Source organism: Mucilaginibacter sp. SMC90 (assembly GCF_022811725.1).
Classification (GTDB): Bacteria; Bacteroidota; Bacteroidia; order Sphingobacteriales; family Sphingobacteriaceae; genus Mucilaginibacter.
The window spans coordinates 645,722-668,357 of the sequence record NZ_CP094527.1 but is presented as its reverse complement, the minus strand read 5'-3'; the positions used below and the strand labels follow the sequence as shown (position 1 = coordinate 668,357).

The 22,636-nt window shown below is 42.9% G+C and carries 18 protein-coding genes; 10 read left to right on the top strand and 8 right to left on the bottom strand.

Annotated elements, in window-relative coordinates:
* Positions 1 to 112 precede the first annotated feature (112 nt).
* Both MTO98_RS02975 and MTO98_RS02970 read left to right on the top strand, forming a co-directional pair.
* Positions 113 to 613 carry an RICIN domain-containing protein gene (locus MTO98_RS02975; RefSeq protein ID WP_243485147.1) on the top strand — a complete coding sequence of 167 codons (501 nt, stop codon included), beginning with the start codon at positions 113 to 115 and terminating at the stop codon, positions 611 to 613.
* Positions 614 to 677: 64 nt separating this feature from the next.
* Positions 678 to 893 carry a hypothetical protein gene (locus MTO98_RS02970; RefSeq protein WP_243485146.1) on the top strand — a complete coding sequence of 72 codons (216 nt, stop codon included), beginning with the start codon at positions 678 to 680 and terminating at the stop codon, positions 891 to 893.
* Positions 894 to 980: 87 nt separating this feature from the next.
* On the opposite strand, the gene MTO98_RS02965 is transcribed toward MTO98_RS02970, so the two are convergent.
* The 7 genes from MTO98_RS02965 to MTO98_RS02935 all read right to left on the bottom strand — a co-directional run bounded on the left by MTO98_RS02965 (position 981) and on the right by MTO98_RS02935 (position 8,537).
* Positions 981 to 1,373 carry an HIT family protein gene (locus MTO98_RS02965; RefSeq protein WP_243485145.1) on the bottom strand — a complete coding sequence of 131 codons (393 nt, stop codon included), beginning with the start codon at positions 1,371 to 1,373 and terminating at the stop codon, positions 981 to 983.
* A gap of 140 nt (positions 1,374 to 1,513) precedes the next feature.
* The gene (greA, locus tag MTO98_RS02960; protein WP_110586106.1) at positions 1,514 to 1,987 is read right to left on the bottom strand and encodes a transcription elongation factor GreA; all 474 of its coding nucleotides are present in this window, start codon (positions 1,985 to 1,987) and stop codon (positions 1,514 to 1,516) included.
* A 255-nt stretch (positions 1,988 to 2,242) separates the two neighbouring features.
* Positions 2,243 to 4,990 (bottom strand): DEAD/DEAH box helicase family protein, encoded by a 2,748-nt coding sequence (locus tag MTO98_RS02955; protein WP_243485144.1) that lies wholly within the window; start codon positions 4,988 to 4,990, stop codon positions 2,243 to 2,245.
* 145 nt (positions 4,991 to 5,135) lie between these two features.
* On the bottom strand, positions 5,136 to 6,410 hold the full coding sequence (locus MTO98_RS02950) for a hypothetical protein (RefSeq protein ID WP_243485143.1): 1,275 nt from the start codon (positions 6,408 to 6,410) through the stop codon (positions 5,136 to 5,138).
* 9 nt (positions 6,411 to 6,419) lie between these two features.
* On the bottom strand, positions 6,420 to 7,661 hold the full coding sequence (locus tag MTO98_RS02945; RefSeq protein ID WP_243485142.1) for an RNA polymerase sigma factor: 1,242 nt from the start codon (positions 7,659 to 7,661) through the stop codon (positions 6,420 to 6,422).
* A 45-nt stretch (positions 7,662 to 7,706) separates the two neighbouring features.
* Positions 7,707 to 8,051 carry a YciI family protein gene (locus tag MTO98_RS02940; RefSeq protein WP_243485141.1) on the bottom strand — a complete coding sequence of 115 codons (345 nt, stop codon included), beginning with the start codon at positions 8,049 to 8,051 and terminating at the stop codon, positions 7,707 to 7,709.
* Positions 8,052 to 8,084: 33 nt separating this feature from the next.
* Positions 8,085 to 8,537: a carboxymuconolactone decarboxylase family protein gene (locus tag MTO98_RS02935; protein ID WP_243485140.1), complete on the bottom strand. Its 453-nt coding sequence runs from the start codon at positions 8,535 to 8,537 to the stop codon at positions 8,085 to 8,087.
* Positions 8,538 to 8,687: 150 nt separating this feature from the next.
* Between MTO98_RS02935 and MTO98_RS02930 the strand changes: the two genes are divergently transcribed.
* The 7 genes from MTO98_RS02930 to MTO98_RS02900 all read left to right on the top strand — a co-directional run bounded on the left by MTO98_RS02930 (position 8,688) and on the right by MTO98_RS02900 (position 19,830).
* Entirely contained in the window at positions 8,688 to 9,188 is a 501-nt protein-coding gene (locus MTO98_RS02930; protein ID WP_243485139.1) for a DUF1569 domain-containing protein, read from the top strand.
* Between the two features lie 89 nt (positions 9,189 to 9,277).
* The gene (locus tag MTO98_RS02925) at positions 9,278 to 10,363 is read left to right on the top strand and encodes an acyltransferase (protein WP_243485138.1); all 1,086 of its coding nucleotides are present in this window, start codon (positions 9,278 to 9,280) and stop codon (positions 10,361 to 10,363) included.
* 185 nt (positions 10,364 to 10,548) lie between these two features.
* Positions 10,549 to 11,145 carry an AhpC/TSA family protein gene (locus MTO98_RS02920; protein ID WP_243485137.1) on the top strand — a complete coding sequence of 199 codons (597 nt, stop codon included), beginning with the start codon at positions 10,549 to 10,551 and terminating at the stop codon, positions 11,143 to 11,145.
* A 24-nt stretch (positions 11,146 to 11,169) separates the two neighbouring features.
* The gene (locus MTO98_RS02915; RefSeq protein WP_243485136.1) at positions 11,170 to 13,428 is read left to right on the top strand and encodes a response regulator; all 2,259 of its coding nucleotides are present in this window, start codon (positions 11,170 to 11,172) and stop codon (positions 13,426 to 13,428) included.
* Between the two features lie 658 nt (positions 13,429 to 14,086).
* Positions 14,087 to 15,481: a TolC family protein gene (locus MTO98_RS02910; protein ID WP_243485135.1), complete on the top strand. Its 1,395-nt coding sequence runs from the start codon at positions 14,087 to 14,089 to the stop codon at positions 15,479 to 15,481.
* Positions 15,482 to 15,488: 7 nt separating this feature from the next.
* The gene (locus MTO98_RS02905) at positions 15,489 to 18,740 is read left to right on the top strand and encodes an efflux RND transporter permease subunit (protein WP_243485134.1); all 3,252 of its coding nucleotides are present in this window, start codon (positions 15,489 to 15,491) and stop codon (positions 18,738 to 18,740) included.
* A 4-nt stretch (positions 18,741 to 18,744) separates the two neighbouring features.
* Positions 18,745 to 19,830: an efflux RND transporter periplasmic adaptor subunit gene (locus MTO98_RS02900; protein WP_243485133.1), complete on the top strand. Its 1,086-nt coding sequence runs from the start codon at positions 18,745 to 18,747 to the stop codon at positions 19,828 to 19,830.
* Positions 19,831 to 20,067: 237 nt separating this feature from the next.
* Here MTO98_RS02900 and MTO98_RS02895 read toward each other — a convergent pair whose 3' ends face one another.
* Positions 20,068 to 20,604 carry a YfiT family bacillithiol transferase gene (locus MTO98_RS02895; protein ID WP_243485132.1) on the bottom strand — a complete coding sequence of 179 codons (537 nt, stop codon included), beginning with the start codon at positions 20,602 to 20,604 and terminating at the stop codon, positions 20,068 to 20,070.
* A gap of 90 nt (positions 20,605 to 20,694) precedes the next feature.
* Between MTO98_RS02895 and MTO98_RS02890 the strand changes: the two genes are divergently transcribed.
* Positions 20,695 to 22,524, top strand: coding sequence for an FAD-dependent oxidoreductase (locus MTO98_RS02890; RefSeq protein ID WP_243485131.1), 1,830 nt, complete (start codon positions 20,695 to 20,697; stop codon positions 22,522 to 22,524).
* Positions 22,525 to 22,636 lie beyond the last annotated feature (112 nt).

The window sequence follows — 22,636 nt, the reverse complement described above, 5'->3', positions numbered from 1 at the left end:
GTTCTGTATCTTGCGGCCCCCAATTCTTTGATACATATAGACTAAAAACTGAACTAATTTGTATAACTGCTGTTTTTAATTTGTGTGTAATTTTAGTTAAATTGAAATACCTATGAAGACATTTGCCTTATTGATATGCTTTCTGTTGCCTGGCCTTACGGTTATGGCTCAACAAATTAAGGGAACTTACGCTATAAAAAATGAACAAACCGGCATGCTGTTACGGGTTAAAGATGCTCGTGCGGAAAATGGCACTCCTTTAGTAGCTTATTATCCCGAAAACTGGAAATGCATGACCTGGGATTTTCAGCATGTAGGTGGTAATACTTACAAACTGAAAAACCTTTTCACCAGCAAAACCTTTCAGCCGGTGGCAGAAGCCACTGCCGGAGTAGCGCTGGAAGAACAGCCTCTTAATACCGATAACGCAACCCAACAATACGAGTTTGAGCCCATTGATAAAGATACTTTTCTGATTAAACTGAAAGGTACCGATCTGTATCTTACCCCATCCGACAAAAAGGGCAGTGTAAACTCAAAAATAATCCTGGCGAAAAAAACCAATACAAAAGATCAATATTGGGATATCTACCAGCAGTCGCCTACCATGTAACCGTGCTTTTTCGTAAAGTATTAGCCTGGGGGTTTAAGTGTTTTATTTGTTTGATAGTCAGTGTTTGGCCACTGTAACCAAAGAGTTTGATTCATGGATGACAACCTATTACCCTGATAAAAAAGATACCTGGGTTACACTTTGGTATGTAGAAAAATGGACTGATAAAAAAGGCAAAAAAGATTCGCTTTACTATGTGGACGACGTTTTGCTCAAAAACGGAAAGATCCTGGTATATAATGAAAAGATCAGGCATTTTCCTGCACCGGCGGCTAAGTAACCTGCAGATAACTTCTGCATACCAACAAAAAAAGCTGCACCAGTATATACGGATGCAGCTTTTTTTTAACATTATAAAATTCTTTGATTAACCGATCGCCTGCCTGATCTTTTCGGCGGTAGCATTAAATTGCTCGGGCGTGAATTTTTGTTTGGGGAGCGAAAAGTTAATGCTGTTCATATCATTCATCGGGATGAGATGAATATGTGCATGAGGCACATCAAGTCCCATCACGGCTACCCCAACCCGCGGGCACGGAACGGCTTCTTTTAATGCGATTGCTACTTTTTTAGCAAAGAGCTGCAAACCGGCATAGGTGTTATTATCCAGGTCAAAAAGATAATCAACCTCTTTTTTAGGAATCACCAGCAGATGTCCTTCCGTAAGCGGAAAAATATCTAAAAAAGCTAAAAATTCCTCGTTCTCGGCCACTTTATAAGCCGGGATCTCGCCTGCAACTATTTTTGAAAAGATGGTCATGGTGGGGTGAATGGTTATAGACAGTGAGTGGTTGATTATGTTGATTGGGTGAGTGGTTAATTTTTGTCGGCTAACTGATTGGGTGAGCTATTTCTTTTAACTTATTAACCATTCACCCAATCAACTACTCACCTAATCACTTACCTGCTTATTTCCAGGATCTCAAATTCAATTTTACCTGCAGGTACGGTGATCTCAGTTTTTTCACCAACCTTTTTACCAAGCAGGCCTTTAGCTATAGGAGATGCTACCGAAATTTTACCGGTTTTTAAATCAGCTTCGCTTTCTGAAACCAATTGGTAGCTCATAGTAGCGCCATTTTTAAGGTTTTTGATCTTAACGACCGACAGGGCCAGTACTTTTGAAGTATCTATCTTCGATTCATCAAGCAGGCGGGCGTTTGCCAGTGTTTCCTGCATCTGTGCAATTTTAGCCTCATGTAAACCCTGTGCTTCTTTTGCTGCATCGTACTCGGCGTTTTCCGAAAGGTCGCCTTTGTCACGTGCCTCAGCAATAGCTTTTGATATATCGGAACGGCCGGTTGTTTTTAATCTTTGTAGTTCCTCTTTTAATTTTTCTAAACCTTCCTTGGTATAGTATGATACCTCTGCCATAACGCAAAAATTAATTAATATTTATTACTGTTGGTTATCCAAAAAAAACCGCCCTTCCCTATTTTAAGAAAGGACGCAACGCTTATAAAAGCAAACAAGACTATATAAGCCCGCAGCTTACATAGTCTTGCTATTTGGTAATTAACGAAGATAAGTGATTTAAGTTTTATTATCCAAATTTTTAAGGCGGGAATTTTATTGTGTTTATGATATTTTATTTTTATCAAAGATTAACATTGTCGTAACTCAAAGTTCTTATTGCCACCTGTTTATCCTTTCGGTCTTTTTCTCAAATTGTGCAGATAGTGATTTTATCCTTGATTTTAGTAACAGGCTGCGCCCTTCAATACTGCGGGTAAAAATGAGTTCACAAGGGCCAACTAACCTTTCCCATTGCTGGCTGAAATAAACGGCCGTATTTTTATTGCGCCCGATAACTTCGGGTACTGCGTGAAAATCTTCCTGTTTAATAAAGCGCATAAAAATGCTTCTGCGGGTTATCACGTACCGCGGATTATCAATAGGACTAACCACCTCATGCAGCATATTGATAAAGGCTGATTTTTCAAAAGTTGACCCGCCATCAATATAACAGTAAACGGCACCAAGATGATCAACCGATGCTTCAATGCTTATTTTATCATAGCTGGTTTTAACTATGCCGGTTTTGATCATGGCATTCAACAGGGCGTCGCCAATTTGTTGTACGTCTTTTGCTATATCACGATATTTAACATATAACCTGAATGCTTTAAACGCTTTACGACCGAATATTACTACGCCCGCTATCGAAACGATAGTTAAATAGTTATATAAGCCTTCTTTTGAATTAATGCTCCTGCCCATCCTGCCTATTGAACTGATCATGTTCATTAAATAATCAAATAAGCCAATGCCGAGTGATATGACCAGGTTTTTGATGGTTCGGTTAAAATGCAGGCTTTTAACTGCTTGATATTCGTGCTCGCCAGGGAAAGGGACTTTAATTTCTTCTACCATGGTTATTCCCTTTTCAAGCGCCGCTATCCAGTGTTTTTTAAGCGTTTCCCTGTCGGCCGCGTGCCGCATGGTCTCTTTATTGCCTAATTCAACCTGTATTTCATCAGTTATCTTTTCAGGAATATTTAACCTGGCTACGCCGCTTTCTATACCATAATTATCTTTAAAAGAGATGCCGACAAAACTTCCGAACCTCCTTTTGAGCGTGTCAAAATCATCACCACCGGTTGCCGATGAGGTGTCGATACAGGCCAGGTGCCAGATATTGCCGGTTTTGCCCGGGTTACCTTTTTGAGTACGAATAGCACGCCCCCGCATCTGGTTTGAAAGTACAAACGAGCCAACAAAACTTGCCAGTACCAATGTATTAATGGCAGGTGCGTCCCAGCCTTCGCCCAATAATGATTTTGTGCCGATAAGTAATTCTATATCTCCCTGTTCAAAAATCTCTGTGATGATATGAACTATTTCGTTTTTGAGCTGGCTGCACTCTTCAATTAAAATATAATCCTCATCAAAAGGTACTTGTTCGCATACTATCTTTCCAAGCCTCTGCCCCTCCGTCAATGTTTCAAATGCAGGATAGGCAGAGCGCGGAATGATCACCAATGAACCGGTTAATACACCGATCTTTATCCCTGCATTATTTTCGCGCCTTAGCTTTTCAAAAATTGTTATTACCCCTATTTTGTTAAGCTCAATGTTGTTTTGAACAGTGTTAGCATAGTACTCTTTCCTGATATAATCGGTAAGTATTACCATCCGAAGATCATGCTTTAAATGCTGATATTCAAAGTCGACAATTTGCTTTATACTTTCCAGCTTGCTTATACTTGATGATAAAAGACCTGTGACCTGCCTGTTTTGCGAAAAGCAGATCTGCCGTTTTTCAATGGCTCCGTTTCGGCGTAATTTATTTTCGAGGTTCTTTTTATGTTCTTCAAAACCTTTAAAAGGTTGCTTTTCCTTATACAGATAAAAATCAAGCAGTATCTCGGCCCATTTATAATCAAATCCGGGAATCTTTACATTTTTATCGTCGATAATATCCAGGTGACTTTTGGGGATCTCGCGCCCGTTGGCATTTAAAAATATCAGCGAAGCCGAATAGCAGGAAAGATTAGTGTAGATCCAATCAAGGTGTTCATTAGGCTGAAGCCAAACAGGATGGTTTTCAATTGCTGTAATAAGTATTTTATCATGCTTTATCTCCTCAAAAAGCACCAGCATGCGCTGCCTGAAATTATTGATGTTTTCGGCCTCAGTTTGGGTTGGTAAGCTCAGGTAAACATAATCCTGGTGAGGACAAAGGTCGCCTTCAATAACCAGTTCAGGCACGGTAATTTCAACGCTGACAGGCCCGTTTAACTCTATGTATCGCTGCCATTCGTTAGGTGAAACATCATAAGGTGGCGTGGCAGTTAAGCCTATAGTTACAGGGGCAATAGCTTCTTTAACTTTGCTGAGGGTAATACACCATTCGTTTTTAAGGTGGTGAGCCTCATCGATAACTATGGTTTTTACATTTTGCTGTTTTAACCCCTCAATTATGTTATGAAGGTTTTGATTATGTGATGTTGATATTAATTCATCATCCACTTCCTCTTCCTCAATTTCGGCGTCTTCTTCAGCAATCCGTAAATTGTTACAGGCAGCATGCAGTGCCTGGTAAGTGATCACGGTCATAAATGCAGGCTTGCGGATGTCTTTCGAAATCCAGGCAGGCATATGTTCTGTTTGTAAAAACATTTCGCAAAACCGGCGGATCCACTGGTTGCGGATAGCGATGGATGGCGCAAGGATCAGCGTGGCATTGTTGATGCGCCTGGCTACCTCTAATCCTAAAATAGTTTTACCTGAACCAGGCGGAGCTATTACGTGCAGATGTCCGTCGGCCAAATGTTCGTTAAGCCCGTCGAGTACGCGTTGCTGATATTTGCGCCAGTTATATTGAAAATTAATCCCCTCCGGAAAAGCCGTAAGCCTATCTATTTGCAGTTCCAATATGTTTGCTTTTATAAAGTTCAGGTTTGCTTTGAATTATAAATTGAGGTCTTAATATAGTGATGATCTTTTTGATTCCCAATTTAATTATCTTGATGCTGACAGGTAGTTCATCTTTATTAGGATATATAAACAGATGCGACACCTACTCATAAAGTTCCCTTGTATCCTCGTTACAATCAAATCTGATCTCGTTTTTTATCCTTTCGCTCAATGCATTATTTTCCTTCAATATTTTAACGGCAATTTTTCGGCAAATGCTGCAGCTATGTTTATCATAAAGCGCTTCAAGCGGTTCCCGGCAATCGGAGGTTTTATTAGTGTGATAAATATTGGTGATATCAATAATTAGCCCCTCTAATTCAACTGCTTTGTTACTATCTGCCACCAGTAAACTTAGCAGTTTGTGATCTCCTTTTTTATAATTCTCAATTAAAAGTTCAACAAAAAAAGTGGGGTGCTTGCCAATGGTTATCTGTTCTAAAGCAAACTGCCTGATCTTTTTACTTTTGAAAAGATTTAGCGCTTTAATAGCCGACGTTACAATTCTTCTGTTCTTGACAGGATCTTTGCGCGCAAGGTCAAACAGCATCTTTTGATCAAGCGGGAATTTATGCCTTGTAAAAATCCGCAGTAATTTTTCAATGTTACTTTTCTTTCGTTCAGTTAAAAGCTGTTGTGCTATTGAGTCAAGTTCGGGACGCTTTAGTTTCCCATTAAAAAACCAGGTCCTGCTTTGCTTTAACAAAACTTCTTCAACTATATTTTTATAAACGGGCTCCGGTGTTTTTACCCGCTCGCTATTTCGCACTATGTTTTCCCTTACTGCATCCGTGTATATCTTTATAAAGCGATTTTGTTCGGCACTGATATCCAATTGGGTCCAAACATCAACTTCCGGATTTTCTTTTTGAAATTTATTGATGAGATCATCATCTTGCCAGTCTTCGGGATTTTTTTCAAGGCGCTTTCCAAATTCTTCTGCTATAAATTTCAGGCCTTCAATACCATCAAGCTCTGTGATCTCTGAAGTACCCGCCCAGTCTGAGCCCCAGATAGGATTATGAACATACGCATCATAAATGACTTGCCTGGCTTCGGTATCTCCCTGTTGAGCAAACATTTTAGCCAGGTCAAAAAGCTGTGTTAGGGTCCATGTATCTTTTTGAGGCTTTAAAAGAGCTTTTAGTACCCCTTGTTTTATTTTACCCTCTCTTCCCGAAAGATTGATCAGTTCAAAAAGATATTTGCCCCTGCTGTCTTCGCATTGACCATCGTAGGCGAAATTCTTAACACAGGCTTTGATGATCTCTCCCGAAAAATCAATCTGCGGATGATTTTGGATCAGTAAATGCGTTTCGCCGGTTCCCCGGCGTATAGCGCTTTTAAATTTTTGTTTGATAAGGTTGGTTTCTACCATTAGATGATCTTAATTATGATGCTGCTTAAGCCGGTCGATATTAATAGCTATCATCGCCTTATCATTTGCAGACGCAGCCAGTTTCAGAGCCGTTTCGTAATGCTGCAATGCTTTTTTATTATCTACGTCGGTATACAGGTTACCCAATAGCGAATAATAAAAATGGTTATTGATCAGGTTTAGCTTTTCGGCTTCGGCTATTGCGGCCGGTTTGCCGTTTGTTTTGGCAAGGGCGAATGTGCGGTTCAAAGCTGCTATTGGCGAATACTCCATGATAAGGAGGTTATTGTACAATTGCAATATATTCTCCCATTTTGCAGCAGTATTTTCTTTAATGGTGTGCCAGTAGGCAATGCCGGCCTCCAAATGATATTTAGTTAAAGTTGTTCCGGTTGATGCCTGGTTTAGGTAATGGATGCCTTTATCAATTAAATCTCTATCCCAAAGTGATTCGTCCTGATCTTCATAAATGATCATGGTGCCATTATCATTGGTACGGGCCCTAAACCGCGATGCATGAAAACACATCAGCGCAAACAAAGCATTAACTGCCGGGGTATTGGTGGCAGAATTCTCAATAAGCAGGTAATTGAGCCGCATGGCTTCGGTACAAAGGTCCTGGCGCAGCGTGATGTTTTGTGAAACAGAGTAATATCCTTCAGAAAATAACAGGTAGATGGTTGTCAAAACAGTTTCCAGCCGGTTGCCAATTTCGTTTAGGGTTGGCTGTTTGATCTGGATCCCGGCCTCCTTCAACTTTTCCTTAGCGCGGTTTATCCGCTTGTATATAACTTCTTTGTTTGCTAAAAATGCATCCGTAATTTCCTGTATGCCAAAACCACAAAGCAGGTTTAAAGCAAGTGCTACCTGCGATTCGCCGGAGATGACCGGGTTACAAACTGTAAAGATCATAGCCAGCTGACTATCGGCAATGTTTTTGGTAGATAGGTCGATCTCTATTTCGCCAGTGCTGCCGCTGGTATATATTATTTCGGGCGAAAGCTTTTGTTTAAAAATGGTATCCCGTTTCAGGTAATTTTTGGTTTTGTTTTTTGCAACCGTGTAAAGCCAGGCTGTTGGGTTATCGGGCAATCCTTTCAGGCTCCAGTTCTCGGTAGCCGAAAGGAAAGTATCGCTCACAATATCCTCGGCAATTTCAATATGTTCGATACCAAAAAGGCGGCAAAGTACCGCTGTAATTTTGCGGTATTCGGTACGGAACAGGTGGGGCAGAAGCTCTTTAGGTTGCATAGGTAAATAAAAATGCCTTTGCAAAGGTACAAAGGCATTTTCGTTTTATACGGCAGGTATAGCCATTCGCACTTCAACAGTGGCACCCCATTGCAATACCGGGCAGCCTTTGGCAATTTCAACAGCATCATCATAATCTTCGGCCCTGATCAGGAACAAGCCGCCTATTGATTCCTTAATTTCGGCATAGGGGCCATTGATCACTGTATTTTGTTTGATCACCCTGCCATCACCATCCCAGCGTTTGGGAGGGCCAACCAGCTTGTTTTGGGCTGCGATGCCCCCAATCCAATCCTGGAAAGGTTTTATAGCTGCCTGCATTTGCTCGGGCGAAGGGCTGGCATCCTTACTTTTCAGATCCCTGTGGATCACTAACAAAAACTCATTCATAAGGTTATGTTTTAGTGTTGTAATATAAGCTGTTTATGCAAACTGACCAACCTGGTAAGTGCCCGGTGTGTTGGGGAACGACAGGTTAATGCGGTTCCAGGTGTTAATGGTAGTAACTGCCAGTGTAAGGTCAATCAGTTCCTGATCGTTGAACTGGGCCTTGGCTGTAGCATACACTTCATCGGTTACATGGCAGGCGGTAACGGCTTCGGCCCAGGCAAAGGCGGCCCTTTCACGGTCGGTATAATAAGGAGATTCTTCCCAGGCGCTCAGTCCGTATAATCGTTGCTCGGTTTCGCCTTTGGCACGGGCATCTTTATAATGCATATCAAGGCAGTAAGCACATTTATTGATCTGTGATACCCTGAAATTTACCAGTTCAAGTAATGATAACTCAAGGGGTGATTTTTTAAGATATGCGCTGATGCCGAATAATGGTTTTAAAGCGTTTTGGCCTTTCTCCCACATGTTGATTCTCTGTTCCATTTTGTTTTAAATTTTTGTTGTTAAAACCTAATGACAACCATGCTGTGTGGATTGGACAAAATGGAAAAAATATTTTTTATTTTTTGGGATAAGGGAACATGGCGTATCATATACGTTGCCTGCTTTTCGTAATTACTTTGTATAACAGGCATGTGTGATACAGCCCTGCATAAAAATACCTATCTTGGCTTCATGGCCTTACCCAATATTTTTACGGTACAAGTAGCTGATGATGTGATCAGCCGCATCAATAAACTTACCCCTCAAACATCTCCTCAATGGGGTAAAATGAGCGTTGCGCAAATGCTGGCCCATTGTTGTGTAACATACGAAATGGTGTATGAAGATAAACACCCTAAGCCCGGTGCATTTATGAAGATAATATTGAAAATGCTGGTTAAAAATAAAGTGGTGAGCGAAACTCCATATAAACGCAACAGTCCTACAGCGCCTGCATTTCTTATCGCCGGCGAACGGGATTTCAATATCGAAAAAGCGCGGTTAATATCCTATATCCAAAAAACACAGCAACTGGGCGAAGCAGCATTTGCGGGCCGCCAATCACATTCATTTGGTCCGTTAACCCTTACCGAGTGGAACAATATGTTCTATAAACACCTTGACCATCATCTTACCCAGTTTGGCTGTTAAAAGCCTGTTTTAAAATGCAATCCTTTCATTTCGCGGTTTTTTTGTTTACTTAGCAAATCAGGTTCCTGCATAAACCTGGATAATTTAACATGGAAAAACTAAATCCCGGCATCCTTAAAACCAAACAACATTTCGAAATCCTTGATGGCCTGCGGGGGGTGGCCGCTATAGCCGTTGTTACTTTCCATTTTATGGAGATCGCTTACTCCGACTACAGCAAGGATTTTATAGGCCACGGTTTCCTGGCGGTCGATTTTTTCTTTTGCCTGTCGGGTTTTGTAATTGGCTATGCCTATGATGACAGAATTGGCAAAATGGGTATTATGGAATTTTTTAAATCAAGGCTCATCAGGTTGCACCCACTCGTTGTTTTTGGCTCGGTATTGGGCTTGCTTGGTTTTTTATTTGATCCGTTTAATGCCCAGCCTATCGCCCGCAGCGGGGGCAGTATATTACTGTTGTTTCTTAGCTCGATATTCATGATCCCTAATGCAACCATGACCGAGCGGTATTTTAACTTGTTTGGTTTTAATGCACCCGCGTGGTCGTTGTTTTGGGAATATGCGGCTAACGTTATTTATGCGCTTGTGCTTTACCGCCTGGCCCGGCATTACCTGATAGTGCTTGCAGTAATTGCAGCAGCGGGTATTTGCTATGTGGCCGGCCATTCCGGTAATTTAATGGGCGGTTGGAGCGGCGACACTTTTTGGGACGGGGGCGTGCGTATAGCCTATTCCTTTACTGCCGGTTTACTGGTTTACCGTTACAACCTCATTATCAAAAATAAAATTGGTTTTATCGGCCTTTCAGTTTTATTAATGCTGGCTTTCCTGATGCCATTTTCATCATGGAACTGGCTTAGCGAGCCTTTTGTAGTTATCATTTATTTCCCTTTGCTGGTTGCCTTGGGGGCGGGTGCTGTTCTTAATAACGGCTTACGTAAAATATGCGTTTTTTCGGGCAATATTTCATACCCGTTGTATATGACACATTACTTTGTGATGTGGATGTTTGGTAGTTATTACGCGGCAAATAAACCCGATGCTATCCATTTAGCTTACATCATTATACCAGGATTAATTATACTGGTTACATTTGCTTACCTTGTTATGAAGGCTTATGATATTCCACTACGCCGTTATTTAACCGAAAAGCGAAAAAAAATCATTAAGTAAAATGAAAGGTGTAGTGCATTATTAAATTAATGGTTAAAAACACTTCCCTATCAACGGTTAAATTTAAAACCTATATGTTTAAAGCGCTGAAAAAGTGTTTTTTATACACCAAAAAACATTATGTTTACAAGTACTTTTTTGCATTTTTTATCCATTTTGGATGATATGCAGAAGGCCTTGGCACAATGAAAAAAACGTTAGTTATTGGTTGGCTTGTTATACTGCTTGCTATTGTCGGCGCATTATTTTGGTATAATGAGCTGCAATATCAGCTACCCACGCCGGTGCCCGAAAACTATAAACCGGTAAAACAAGGTTCGGTTGTTTCCGTTAACCCAAGGCATTATAAAGACCATAGCAAACCGCTGTTTTTGCACTTTTTTAATCCGGGATGCCCATGCTCAAGGTTTAATGTTAAACAATTTAAAGCCATTGTTGAACAATACCGCGACAGGGTAAATTTTGCTATTGTGATCATGAGCAATAAACATTTTACCGAAAGCGAGATCCAGGATAAATTTGGCATGAAACTCCCGGTAATATTTGATCCTTCCGTTGCCGAAGCCTGCGGGGTTTATTCCACACCACAGGTTGCGCTGATTGATACCGAAAGTAAACTATACTATCGCGGCAATTATAATGTAAGTCGTTATTGCACTGACGAGAAGACAAGCTTTGCCAAAATAGCAATTAACGGTTTACTTAGTAACAATACTCCACTCACATTTAATAAATTGGCGCTAATATCTTATGGCTGTCGCTTGCCCGATTGTCATAATTAACATACCCATAAGCTCAAGAAAACAGTGACTGCAGCCATAGCTCATAACATTAATTTTCAAACCGAAATCAAAGACCGCTCAGACAGGTTGATGAATTATTTTTTGCCAGTGCACTTTGCGGTAGGTTTGGCATTAGCATTTTTTTATGATACCTGGCTTATAGCCTTTGGTGTCGGAGGCCTTTGCCTGCTGGCTTATTATACAGCAAAAATAGCGCTACCGCAATCTTCGCTATATCAATATGTGTTGGCATGTGTGCTGGGTATTTTTATGGCGCAGTATATTTACCAGATGCATGGCATGTTTGAGATGCATTTTTTTGCTTTTATTTCAAGCGCCCTGCTTATCACTTATCAAAACTGGAAACTGCAGCTTCCGTTGGTTATAGTAGTTACCATACACCACGCCACGTTTAGCTACCTGCAGGATATCGGGTATGGCAATATATTTTTCACACAGCTTAATTACTTTGATCTTCAAACGTTTATAATACATATCCTGCTTACCGGCGTTATTATGTTTATATGCGGGTTATGGGCCTATCAATTGCGCAAATATAATGAGCTGCGAATAGTGCAAACCCTGCAAATGGCCGATCTGCAACGCGAAGCACAACTGTCACTTGAGCGTAAGCACAATGAAGAGGTTTTAGCAGCGGCAAATAAAGAGCTGAACCACTCAAACCACGAGCTTCAAAAAGCCCGCCTGGCGGCCGATCAGGCTAACCAGGAAAAAAGTATATTCCTGGCTACCATGAGCCACGAGATCCGTACACCGATGAACGGCGTAATAGGCATGTCTGCATTGCTGAATGAAACCGAGCTTAATGAAGAACAGCGGATGTTTACCGAAACCATCATTAATTGCGGCGAAACGCTTATACATGTGATCAATAATATCCTCGATTTCTCGAAAATAGAAGCAGGAAGTCTTGACCTCGAGCAGGAGGATTTTAACCTGCGCCAGGGTATTGAAGATGTTATGGATATGTTTGCTGTTAAAGCCGGGCAAATGGGTCTTGATCTTGTTTATGAAATAGATGAAGATATTCCCCCGAGTATCATCGGCGATCCGTTGAGGCTTAAACAAGTACTTATTAACCTGGTAAACAACGCTATTAAGTTTACCGAAAGAGGAGAAGTTGGTATTCATGTTGGCTGCCTCGAAAAACAACCTGATGGTTTGCTGAAATTACAATTTGATGTTTGGGATACCGGCATTGGTATTCCGAAAGATAAACTGCACCGCTTATTCCGCGCATTTTCGCAGGTTGATTCATCTACCACACGTAAGTATGGCGGTACAGGCCTTGGTTTAGCAATTTGCCAAAAGCTTGTTACTTTAATGGGTGGTACTATTGGCGTTCAAAGCCTGCCCGGCGTAGGGGCAAAGTTCACCTTTACTATAAATGCTTATCCGGGAGAGCGGGGGCATCAGCAGCAGCCGAGTTTCGACCTTACCGAATTGCAAGGTAAAAAAATACTGGTAGTTGATGATAACCAAACCAATCTGGCTATCCTGGAGCGGCAGTTTGAAAACTGGAACCTTAAATCTGTATCTGCCGAATCTGCAGCCGAAGCATTGGTGGTACTGCAAAAAAATAAAGATATCGACCTGGTTATTACTGATATGCATATGCCTGTAATGGATGGTGCCATGCTATCAAAGATCATAAAGGATGAATATAGCCACATCCCAATCATCCTGCTAAGCTCAGTAGGCGAAGAGTTTATAAAAGATCAGCGGTCGCTGTTCACTTCTGTTATGAACAAACCTATAAAGCAACAGGTACTTGGCAAGCAGATTTTCATGGCATTAAGAAATAATCATGGCCAAAATGAAGATAAACAGGTAAAGGCCAAGCTTTCGGTTGATTTTAGCGATAAATATCCTTTCAACATTCTGATAGCGGAAGATAACGAGATTAACCAGCATGTTATCAAGCATATTTTAAGCAAAATGGGCTATAAACCGGGGATAGCCAAGAATGGGCTTGATGCCATAGAAGCCCTGTATCAAAACGATTATGGGTTGATATTAATGGATATGCAGATGCCTGTTATGGATGGGCTTGAAGCTACCCGGGTAATCCGTAAAGATGATGTTAAACAACCTGTTATCATAGCCTTAACCGCTAACGCGATGACCGGCGATGAACAGGATTGCCTGCAGGCAGGGATGGACGATTATTTGAGTAAGCCCGTAAAGCTTGATGAACTGATGAACAAGCTATCAAAATGGTATACAGTAGTTACCAATAAGGCCGAAGCTAATCAAAGTTAAAACGGTCTGTGCCCATTTGTGGCAGCCGTAATTCAGAAGCTGCGTTTGCAACAATACTTTTGCAAAACAAAACGACATTTTTTCCCATTTTTGTACTGAGTAAGTTAAAATGTTAAAAAAGAGAAATTCCGGGTTGTTAAAGTCATGGTTGGTTATAACAGTGATGGCGTTTTATTTGCTTATAGCAAGCAGCCACGTTTTCTTCCTCCCCCGGCTAACACAACTGCCAAGTACGCACTCAACTGCGTTTAATTCAGTTTTTAAACGAAAAACTGAAAGCGTAAGCAGAAGCTTCAACGAATCAAGCTATGTACAAAGGCCTGATAAATCAACCCTTGAAGAAAAAAAATCGGTTATTGATTTAATCACTGCGGTTTTAAGCAGTTTTATACTGCTCTTTTTTGTATTGCGGCTTCGCAAATTGAGCATCAGTTCATTTTTCGAAGATCTCAGACTTAGCTTCGCCCATCACTACATCTATCTTTCCCTTTGCACTTTTCGCATTTGATTTGAATGACCGAAGGCGTTATGCCTTTGCCAATCATTTTTTCAATTAATTATCCATCGTTTACCGGTACTGTTTGCTGTAGTTGTTGATCTGCATGTTGATCATCTGCGCAGGCATTTTCCGGTAAGCATTATTAAGGAAAATCAAGATATGCGAATTTTAAAAAAATTCTGCTGCTTGTTTACAGCCCTGTTAACCGCAGCCTGTAGTTACGCGCAGCAGCAAAATAATACACCGGTTAGTTTAAAAACACTGCTCAACAGTGTAAACCAAAATGCACCGACACTACTAACCGACTCGGCGGCAATAGCAGTAAAGCAAGCTATGGCTACCGAAACCCGCAGCAACTGGCTGCCTAACCTTAAATTAAATTACCAGGCCGATTACGGCACTAATAACAACGTTGCAGGCCCGTATTTTGGCTTTGGTATCATTCCTTCCGATTCAAGGGGCGTACGTACCGAAAGTAATACTACTACAGTATCTGCTAATGTTGGTGTTGCCGCGTTGGACTGGGAAATCTATAACTTCGGAGCATACAGGTTACAGAACAAAGTAGCCAGCTCTGATATTCAGGTACAACAAAACCAATTTGCCGATTCAAAATACCAGCTTCAGGCTTATGCTATCGGTAATTACCTAATGCTGTTAAAACTTGAAAATTTTCTTGCTATCCAGGCCCGTAACATCAGCCGCAATAAAGAGATCCGGCGTTCGGTACAGTCACTTGCCAAAAGTGGGGTACGTGCCGGTGTTGACACCAGTATAGCAGAGGCCGAACTATCAAAAGCCCGCTTAAACTATATTGAGCTTAATAATCAGTTAAAGCAGGTGCAATTACAGTTATCGGCAATCAGTGGGTTGCCCTATCAAACCATTGTGCCTGACACTACTCTTGAGGCAAATCTCATCGGTGCCGAAAATATCCTTCAGCCTTCAGAAGTTGATACGGCTAACCACCCGCTAATCAATTACTATAAGTCGGTATACCAAAACAGCCTGCAACGTGAGGAGCTTGTTAAGAAAAGTTACAATCCTAAAATAATGCTTGAAGGAGCAGTTTGGGGCCGTGGATCAAGTGTTGATGCTAACGATCATTTCAACAGCCTGAGCAGCGGCTGGGGTTTCGACAGGAACAATTACCTGGTAGGTATAGGCGTTTCTTATAACCTGTTTGATATCCGCAGGCGCCAGTTAAAGCTGAGGACCCAACGCGCCAATACGGATTACACACGTAAAAAGCTGGAAGAACAAAAGCAACTGCTGGCTGTAAGCGCCAATCAATCAAATGTGGAGCTGCAAACAGCGCATGACCGTTTGCTCGAAATTCCTCATCAGCTTAAAGCCGCAACCGATGGCTATCGTCAAAAGCTGTCTTTATATAAAAACGGCTTAACCGACATTATTGAACTTAATGCTGCGCTAAATATCCTTTACCGCGCCGAAACAGATTATGTACAGGCTAAATATGCTTACTCAAACGCGCTGTTCAGGAAAGCTATTACCGAAAACCAGGTAAGTTCTGTATTAAACCTTTTAAAATAATTTAGCTATGTCAATGGTCACATCCGCACTTAAAAGGCCCATCACCACGGTGGTGGTTACCTTAAGCCTGCTCATCTTTGCAGTGCTTAGTGCTATCAATATACCAATAGATATTTTCCCGAAATTAAACCTGCCCACCATTTATGTAATTGAATCATATGGGGGCATGTCGCCCCAGCAAATGGAGGGCTTCTTTTCTACCCGTTTGCAGGACCAGTTCCTGTACGTGAACGGCATCAAAAGCATCACCAGTAAAAATATCCAGGGCCTAACCATGGTAAAACTGAGCTTTTACGAAAGCACAGATATGGCCGAAGCCCAGGCCCAGGTAGCTTTGCAGGTAAGCCGCGTAATGAGTTTCTTCCCTCCGGGGGCATTGCCGCCGCAGGTGGTTAGGTTTGATGCCTCATCGTTACCTGTTGGGCAATTGGTGCTCTCTGCTCCCAACCGCAGCCTGAAGGATATTTACGATATGGCTGCCACCAAGGTAAGGCCCATGTTTGCCACGGTTCCGGGCTTATCGGCTCCGCCGCCATTTGGCTCAAACGCAAGGTCAATCACCTTAAGTGTTGACCCCAACAAATTAAGGAGTTATGGCCTTACCGCAGATGAGGTAGTAGGTGCATTGGCTAAGTTCAACGTGATGTCGCCCTCGGGCAACCTGAGGTTAGGCAACACCATGTTTGTGACTACCGTTAATACGCTGATCAACCAAACCGACGAATTTGGCAATATCCCCGTAGTAACTAAAAACGGTGTCCCCATTTTGGTAAAAGATATTGCCCGTGTTGCTGATGCTACTGACGTGACGGTTGATTACGCCCTGATCAATGGCAAACGCTCGGTTTATTTACCCGTGGTAAAAACTGCCGATGCCAGTACCTGGAGCGTGGTACAAGCTTTGAAAAAGAAGATCCCGGAAATTCAGGGCCTTTTGCCCGATGATGTTAAGATCTCGTACGAGTTTGACCAGTCCATATTTGTGATAAACGCGGTGAAAAGCCTGTTAACCGAAGGCGGTTTGGGCGCTTTACTTACAGGCCTGATGGTGTTACTGTTTTTACGCGACTGGCGCAGCAGTTTGATCGTAGTGATCACTATCCCGGTTTCTATTTTATTGGGGGTGTTGCTGCTTGGCTTATTTGGCCAAACCATCAATATCATGACCTTGAGCGGGCTCGCACTTGCCATCGGGATCCTCGTAGATCAGGCCACGGTAACTATCGAGAATATTCACCAGCACCTGGAAATGGGCAAGAGCAAGGCACAGGCAATTTTTGATGCGTGCCAGGAAATCTCCTTCCCGCTGTTGCTGATCCTGCTTTGTATCCTGGCTGTGTTTGCGCCATCGTTTATGATGAATGGTGTACCTAAGGCTATGTTCTTGCCGCTGTCATTGTCCATCGGTTTAACCATGATCGTATCATATATCATAGCACAAACACTGGTACCGATCATGTCGAACTGGCTCATCAAAGCCGAAACTTACCAGCACTATGAGCATGACAAGCTGCACGCCCATGCCGGTGAAGCTATAGATAAGCCCGAAGAAGGCCAGGTAAACCACCACCTGCAGCAGGAAGAGCAACATCCTGAAAAGAATGACCTGTTTGAGCGGGTAAAAATACATTTCATGAATATCCTGCAAAAATGGATGCCGAATAAACGTGTAATTGTGCCTGTTTATCTTGTTATAGTGTTGTTGCTTGCAGGTATATGCTTTATTACCATAGGCAAGGATATGATGCCGAAGCTTAATAACGGCCAGTTCCAGATCAGGATAAAAGAGCCGGACGGGACAAGACTTGAGCGCACAGAAGATGGGCTGAAACAGGTGCTACAGATCATTGACAGCACGGTAAACCACCACGTAGCTATTACATCAGGCTATGTGGGCATTGTGCCAAGCAGCTACGGTACCAGTAACCTTTACGTGTTTAATACCGGTACGCACGAAGCCGTACTACAGGTTAACCTTGATGAAGATTACCACATCAACATGGATGAGCTCAAGGATGCCCTCCGTAAAAATATAGCATCCAGGATCCCTGATTTGCGCATCACTTTTGAACCTATCGACATGACCGAAAAGATCATGAGCCAGGGCGCATCCACTCCGATTGAAATAAGGGTGGCAGGCAAGGATATGGCACAGATAGAAGGCTATGCCAATAAAGTTTTGGCCGGGCTTAAAAAGATAGATTACCTGCGGGATGTGCAGATCAATCAACCTTTAAAATTTCCGGTAGTTGCAATAACGCTCGATAGGCTGAAGGCCGCTCAGTTAGGCCTGGATATTAAAGATGTTGCCCGGTCTGTTACGGCCAGTACCTCCTCAAGTCGTTTTACAGAAAAAAACCTTTGGCTCGATGATAAATCGGCTTATACCTACCAGGTGCAGGTGCAAATACCCGAGTATGTGATGAATACCATGGATGAGCTGAAAGAGATTCCATTGGTAAAAGGACAAAGCACACCTGTACTGGGCGATATTGCCGGCTTTAAGGTTAACTATGTTCCCGGTGAATATGACCGTACCGGCCCGCGCCGCTTTTTAACCGTGAGTGCTAATATTTACAAGAAAGATCTGGGTACAGCTACCGCCGCGGTACAAAAAGTAATTAAATCGGTTGGCGCGCCTCCTAAAGGCTTAATTGCAGAGGTTAAAGGGATGTCGAGCCTGCTAACGGAAACGCTTGATAGCCTGCAAAACGGTTTGATGTTTGCCATTTTGGTGATCTTTTTATTGCTGGCTGCCAATTACCAGTCGTTTAAATTATCGCTTACTGTGTTATCAACCGTGCCTGCGGTAATATTGGGCTCGTTAACAGCCTTGCTGCTTACGGGTTCAACACTTAACCTGCAAAGTTATATGGGTATGATCATGTCAACAGGGGTATCGGTAGCCAATGCCATCCTGATCGTGACCAATGCCGAAACGTTGAGGCTCGATTATAAAGACTCTACACGGGCGGCCATCACCAGTGCCTCTATCCGGCTAAGGCCAATCCTCATGACCAGCTTGGCCATGATGGCGGGCATGGTCCCCATGGCATCGGGTATGGGAGAAGCCGGTGAGCAAACTGCGCCATTAGGCAGGGCTGTTATAGGTGGCTTGTTTGCCTCAACCTTAGCCGCGCTATTTATTCTGCCGCAGGTGTTTGCCTGGGTTCAGCAAAATACCACCTATGATTCGCCATCCCTGTTAAAGGATGTAAATGTTAACCAACCGCAACAACTTGAAACTTCCAACAGCTAATATCATGAAACTAAAATATATCATACTGCTAAGCAGTATCAGCCTGATGGCCGCATGTGCAGGCAATCAAAAACCGGTGGATATGACAGAAACCAAATCCACCAAAAAAGCAACCGGATATGAAACCGGCAAAGTGTCTGAAAAAGCACTGTCGAGCGAAGCCCGGCTTCCAGGGCAGTTAAAGCCATATAACGAGGTAAACCTGTTTCCGAAAGTAAACGGTTTTGTGAAAACTGTTTTTGTTGACCGGGGCACATTGGTTAAAAAGGGACAACTATTAGTCACCTTAGAGGCTCCCGAAATGGAATCGCAACTGCAGGCTGCAGATTCGCGGTATATGCAAGCAAAGGAAAATGCAGTTGCCAGTAAGGAAAAATATCAGCGCTTAAAAGAAGCCGCAAAGGAACCAGGCTCGGTATCGCCGCTTGAACTGGATAACGCTTTGTCAAAAATGAAGGCTGATGATGCGATGGCCCGTTCGGAAAGCTCAATCGTGGCATCTGTACGCACCATGCAGGATTACCTGAACATCCGCGCACCTTTTGACGGGATGATCATCCAGCGTAACGTTTCTCCGGGTGCATTGGTAGCTCCCGGAAAAGGCACAGACCTGCCCATGCTTATTTTACAGGATACCCGCAAACTACGCCTGGAGGTTTATATCCCCGAAGATTACGTTGACAAGGTAGACCTTAAACAGCCGGTTAAATTCACTTTTAACGCCATGCCCGGGCAGGAACAAACTGCCAAAATCAGTCGTTCGGCTAATGCCTTAGGGAGCATGCGTTCTGAAGCTATTGAAATAGATGTACAGAACCATCAGAGTATATTAAAACCGGGTATGTACGCCGAAGTAAGGATCCCGATGCTATCCGGCGCAAAATCACTGCTTGTTCCTAACAATGCTATTATTCGGTCTACCGAGCGGGAATATGTGATTGCCGTAAAAAATGGTAAAGCAGTTATAACAGATATCAAAGAAGGATTGACAAGGCATGATTCAACCGAGGTGTTTGGCAATCTGAAGGCCAATGATACCATCCTTAAAAACGCCAGCGATGAGGTAAAGGACGGCGCAGTGATTAATTAGAACATGGTGTAATAACTCCAGGTTCTAATAAAAAGTGTCATTTCAGAACGGGCAGTGGTATGAAATTGCGAGATTTGGATGAGGACATCTTGTATGCCACCTTAACCAGCCATAATTAGCACGGACGTATAAGATTAATCACCCGCTCCTCGTTTTGAAATGACATTTTTATAAAAGGTATATATGAACTTTATTCAAGTTACAAACACATTTTACCTTTATCCATTCGTCTCAAGCTTAAACCTTCACAAACTTCTTTACCGTTTCCGTCACGTGCGCCAAATGGTGGTTGCTGTGCCAAGCGTATGTAGCAAGACCTTTTTTGAGCGATATGGTATCGCCCGAAGCCGGGTGTACAAACGTGCGCGCCCATTCGTTTTCGGTAAAGCTTTCAAACAGGGCCACAAAGTGCTGATGGATGCCTTCGAGCATTTTTAATGATGGCTCAACCGGTAAACGATAATCGGGCAGCAGGGCCCAGTCGGCCTCTTCATAGGGTTTTATGGTTGGGTTATTTTCGGTAAGGGCAAGCTTAAAACGGGTAATCGAGTTCATATGGCTATCGGCCAAATGGTGGATCACCTGGCGCAGTGTCCAGCCGCCGGTACGGTATGGGGTATCCAGCTCCTGATAATTAAGACCTGCAATTGCGTGACGCAGCTTTCCTGGCAGGGTGGCAATATCTTCTATCCAGCCGCGCATATCTTCGGTAGTGTACGAAGCAGGGGGGGCAAACTTCCCGATCGGGTATTTCATTTCTTCGTCTGTCATCATAACTGTTAAAAAATTTTAAATTAGGTATTATTTTATAGTACCACAAGCTTTTGACCTATTTTAGCGTTCTGTAGATTGTTAATTTAACTGATGATAAAAAAGTTACTGGCCGTACTTTTAGTTTTTAACTGTACGCTCTCCTTTGCACAAACCATTAAAACCGACATATTAGTAATAGGCGGAGGCGCAAGCGGAACAGCGGCGGCCATACAGGGCGCGCGAAGCAAACTAAAAACCATGCTGATTGAGCAGGGGCCCTGGCTGGGCGGCAGCATGACATCGGGCGGGATGTGCGTTATTGACGGCAGCCGCAGCTTACCAACAGGCATCTGGGGCGAATTTAGGCGCAGGGTAAGGGATTTTTACAGTAAAACTCCCGGATTTGATACAGCCTATAATGCTACACTAAGATTTGAACCCTATACCGGTGCAGCCATCCTCAAAAAAATAACCGACACGGTAAAAAATCTAACCGTAAAATTAAACACACCATTTACAGGAATTAAAAAAGACGGCACTGGCTGGGACGTAAATATCACTCTCGACGGAAAAACAGCCACCGTAAAAGCCAAAGTAGTAATTGACGCCACCGAAACCGGCGATGTAGCCGCCAAAGCCGGCGAAACCTATGTTTATGGTTTTGAAAGTAAAAAACAAACTGCCGAGGCCCTTGCACCTGATAATGAATCGGCACAACTACAGGACCTTACCTGGATTGCCATGTTGAAAGATTTTGGCGCTTCGGCCGATAAAACTATTCCCCAACCCGAGGGGTATGATGCAGCGGCGTACGCCTGCCTTAAAGGGAAAAACATTAAAAAAATGCTTGATGATGGCAGGTTGCCCAATGATAAATACATGATTAAATGGGCCGAATGCGGAAATCAATATCCCGTTACCGCAGATAATTTAAAACCCGAAAACCGGGAGGCTTTTTATGCCAAAGCGCGCCTGCATACTTTAGGTTTGATATATTATTTGCAAACCGAATTGGGCTACAAAAACCTGGGTTTAGACGACGGTTTTACTACGCCCGATCACTTGCCATATATCCCATACCTGCGCGAGGCCGGTCGCCCGACGAAAGGATTGGTGAGGATGATGCTGGATGATGTGTATAAACCATACGACCGCGAATCAAAATTGTACCGTACAGCCATTGCCGTTGGTGATGCCTCGCCGGGCCAGCACTATACCGATGCCAGGGCTCCGAAAGTTAGTTATCCACCCTTCCCTGCCTATGGTGTGCCGCTGGGTGCCATTGTGCTTAAAGACCTGGATAATTTACTGGTAACGGAAAAAGCCATGTCGGTAACGCACCTGGTGAATGCCAGTACCATGTATCCTTCCGTACAAATGGCTATTGGGCAGGGTGCTGGTGCAACAGCGGCTTTCTGCGCATTTTTTAAAACTACCACACAAAACTTAAATGTGCGGATCATTCAGGGCGAACTGCTCGACTTTAAAGCCTGGATCATGCCTTTTACCGATGTAAAACCAACCGATCCATATTTCAGGGCTATCCAACAGATAGGGGCTTCCGGATTATTAAAAGGGGTACAAAAAACAGAGGGCAATACCGCCCGGTTGTTATTTCAGCCCGATTCATTAGTGGCCACTGCCGAAATAAAACCAACCCTGGAAGAAACCTATACCCGTGGTTTTTTATGGTTCAATAAAGAAAAACCAGGCCCGGTATTCACCGTAGGTAACCTATTGTCATTTATCAGTGAAACTACACTAACTGATCCACATACGCTTGAAATTGCCATGCAAAAGGCATGGAAGGAGCAATATAAGTTTACATCCCCGTTTGATCTGAAACGACCCGTAACCCGCCGCGAGTTTGCCATATTAGCCAATAGATTTTTTAATCCTTTTGCGCGGTCGGTGGATATTGCGGGGAGGATGGTGAATTAAAATATTTAATAATAAATATGTCATTGCGAGCGTGGCGTGGCAATCGCACGGAAGCAAATCCGCCTTGTATAGTATGCGATTGCGTCGTCGTTCCTCCTCGCAATGACATAAA

Coding starts and splice junctions, on each gene's coding strand:
- MTO98_RS02975 (WP_243485147.1), top strand. CDS start 113: ATGAAGACATTTGCCTTATTGATATGCTTTCTGTTGCCTGGCCTTACG.
- MTO98_RS02965 (WP_243485145.1), bottom strand. CDS start 1,373: ATGACCATCTTTTCAAAAATAGTTGCAGGCGAGATCCCGGCTTATAAA.
- greA (WP_110586106.1), bottom strand. CDS start 1,987: ATGGCAGAGGTATCATACTATACCAAGGAAGGTTTAGAAAAATTAAAA.
- MTO98_RS02950 (WP_243485143.1), bottom strand. CDS start 6,410: ATGGTAGAAACCAACCTTATCAAACAAAAATTTAAAAGCGCTATACGC.
- MTO98_RS02945 (WP_243485142.1), bottom strand. CDS start 7,661: ATGCAACCTAAAGAGCTTCTGCCCCACCTGTTCCGTACCGAATACCGC.
- MTO98_RS02940 (WP_243485141.1), bottom strand. CDS start 8,051: ATGAATGAGTTTTTGTTAGTGATCCACAGGGATCTGAAAAGTAAGGAT.
- MTO98_RS02935 (WP_243485140.1), bottom strand. CDS start 8,537: ATGGAACAGAGAATCAACATGTGGGAGAAAGGCCAAAACGCTTTAAAA.
- MTO98_RS02930 (WP_243485139.1), top strand. CDS start 8,688: ATGTGTGATACAGCCCTGCATAAAAATACCTATCTTGGCTTCATGGCC.
- MTO98_RS02925 (WP_243485138.1), top strand. CDS start 9,278: ATGGAAAAACTAAATCCCGGCATCCTTAAAACCAAACAACATTTCGAA.
- MTO98_RS02920 (WP_243485137.1), top strand. CDS start 10,549: ATGAAAAAAACGTTAGTTATTGGTTGGCTTGTTATACTGCTTGCTATT.
- MTO98_RS02910 (WP_243485135.1), top strand. CDS start 14,087: ATGCGAATTTTAAAAAAATTCTGCTGCTTGTTTACAGCCCTGTTAACC.
- MTO98_RS02905 (WP_243485134.1), top strand. CDS start 15,489: ATGTCAATGGTCACATCCGCACTTAAAAGGCCCATCACCACGGTGGTG.
- MTO98_RS02900 (WP_243485133.1), top strand. CDS start 18,745: ATGAAACTAAAATATATCATACTGCTAAGCAGTATCAGCCTGATGGCC.
- MTO98_RS02895 (WP_243485132.1), bottom strand. CDS start 20,604: ATGATGACAGACGAAGAAATGAAATACCCGATCGGGAAGTTTGCCCCC.
- MTO98_RS02890 (WP_243485131.1), top strand. CDS start 20,695: ATGATAAAAAAGTTACTGGCCGTACTTTTAGTTTTTAACTGTACGCTC.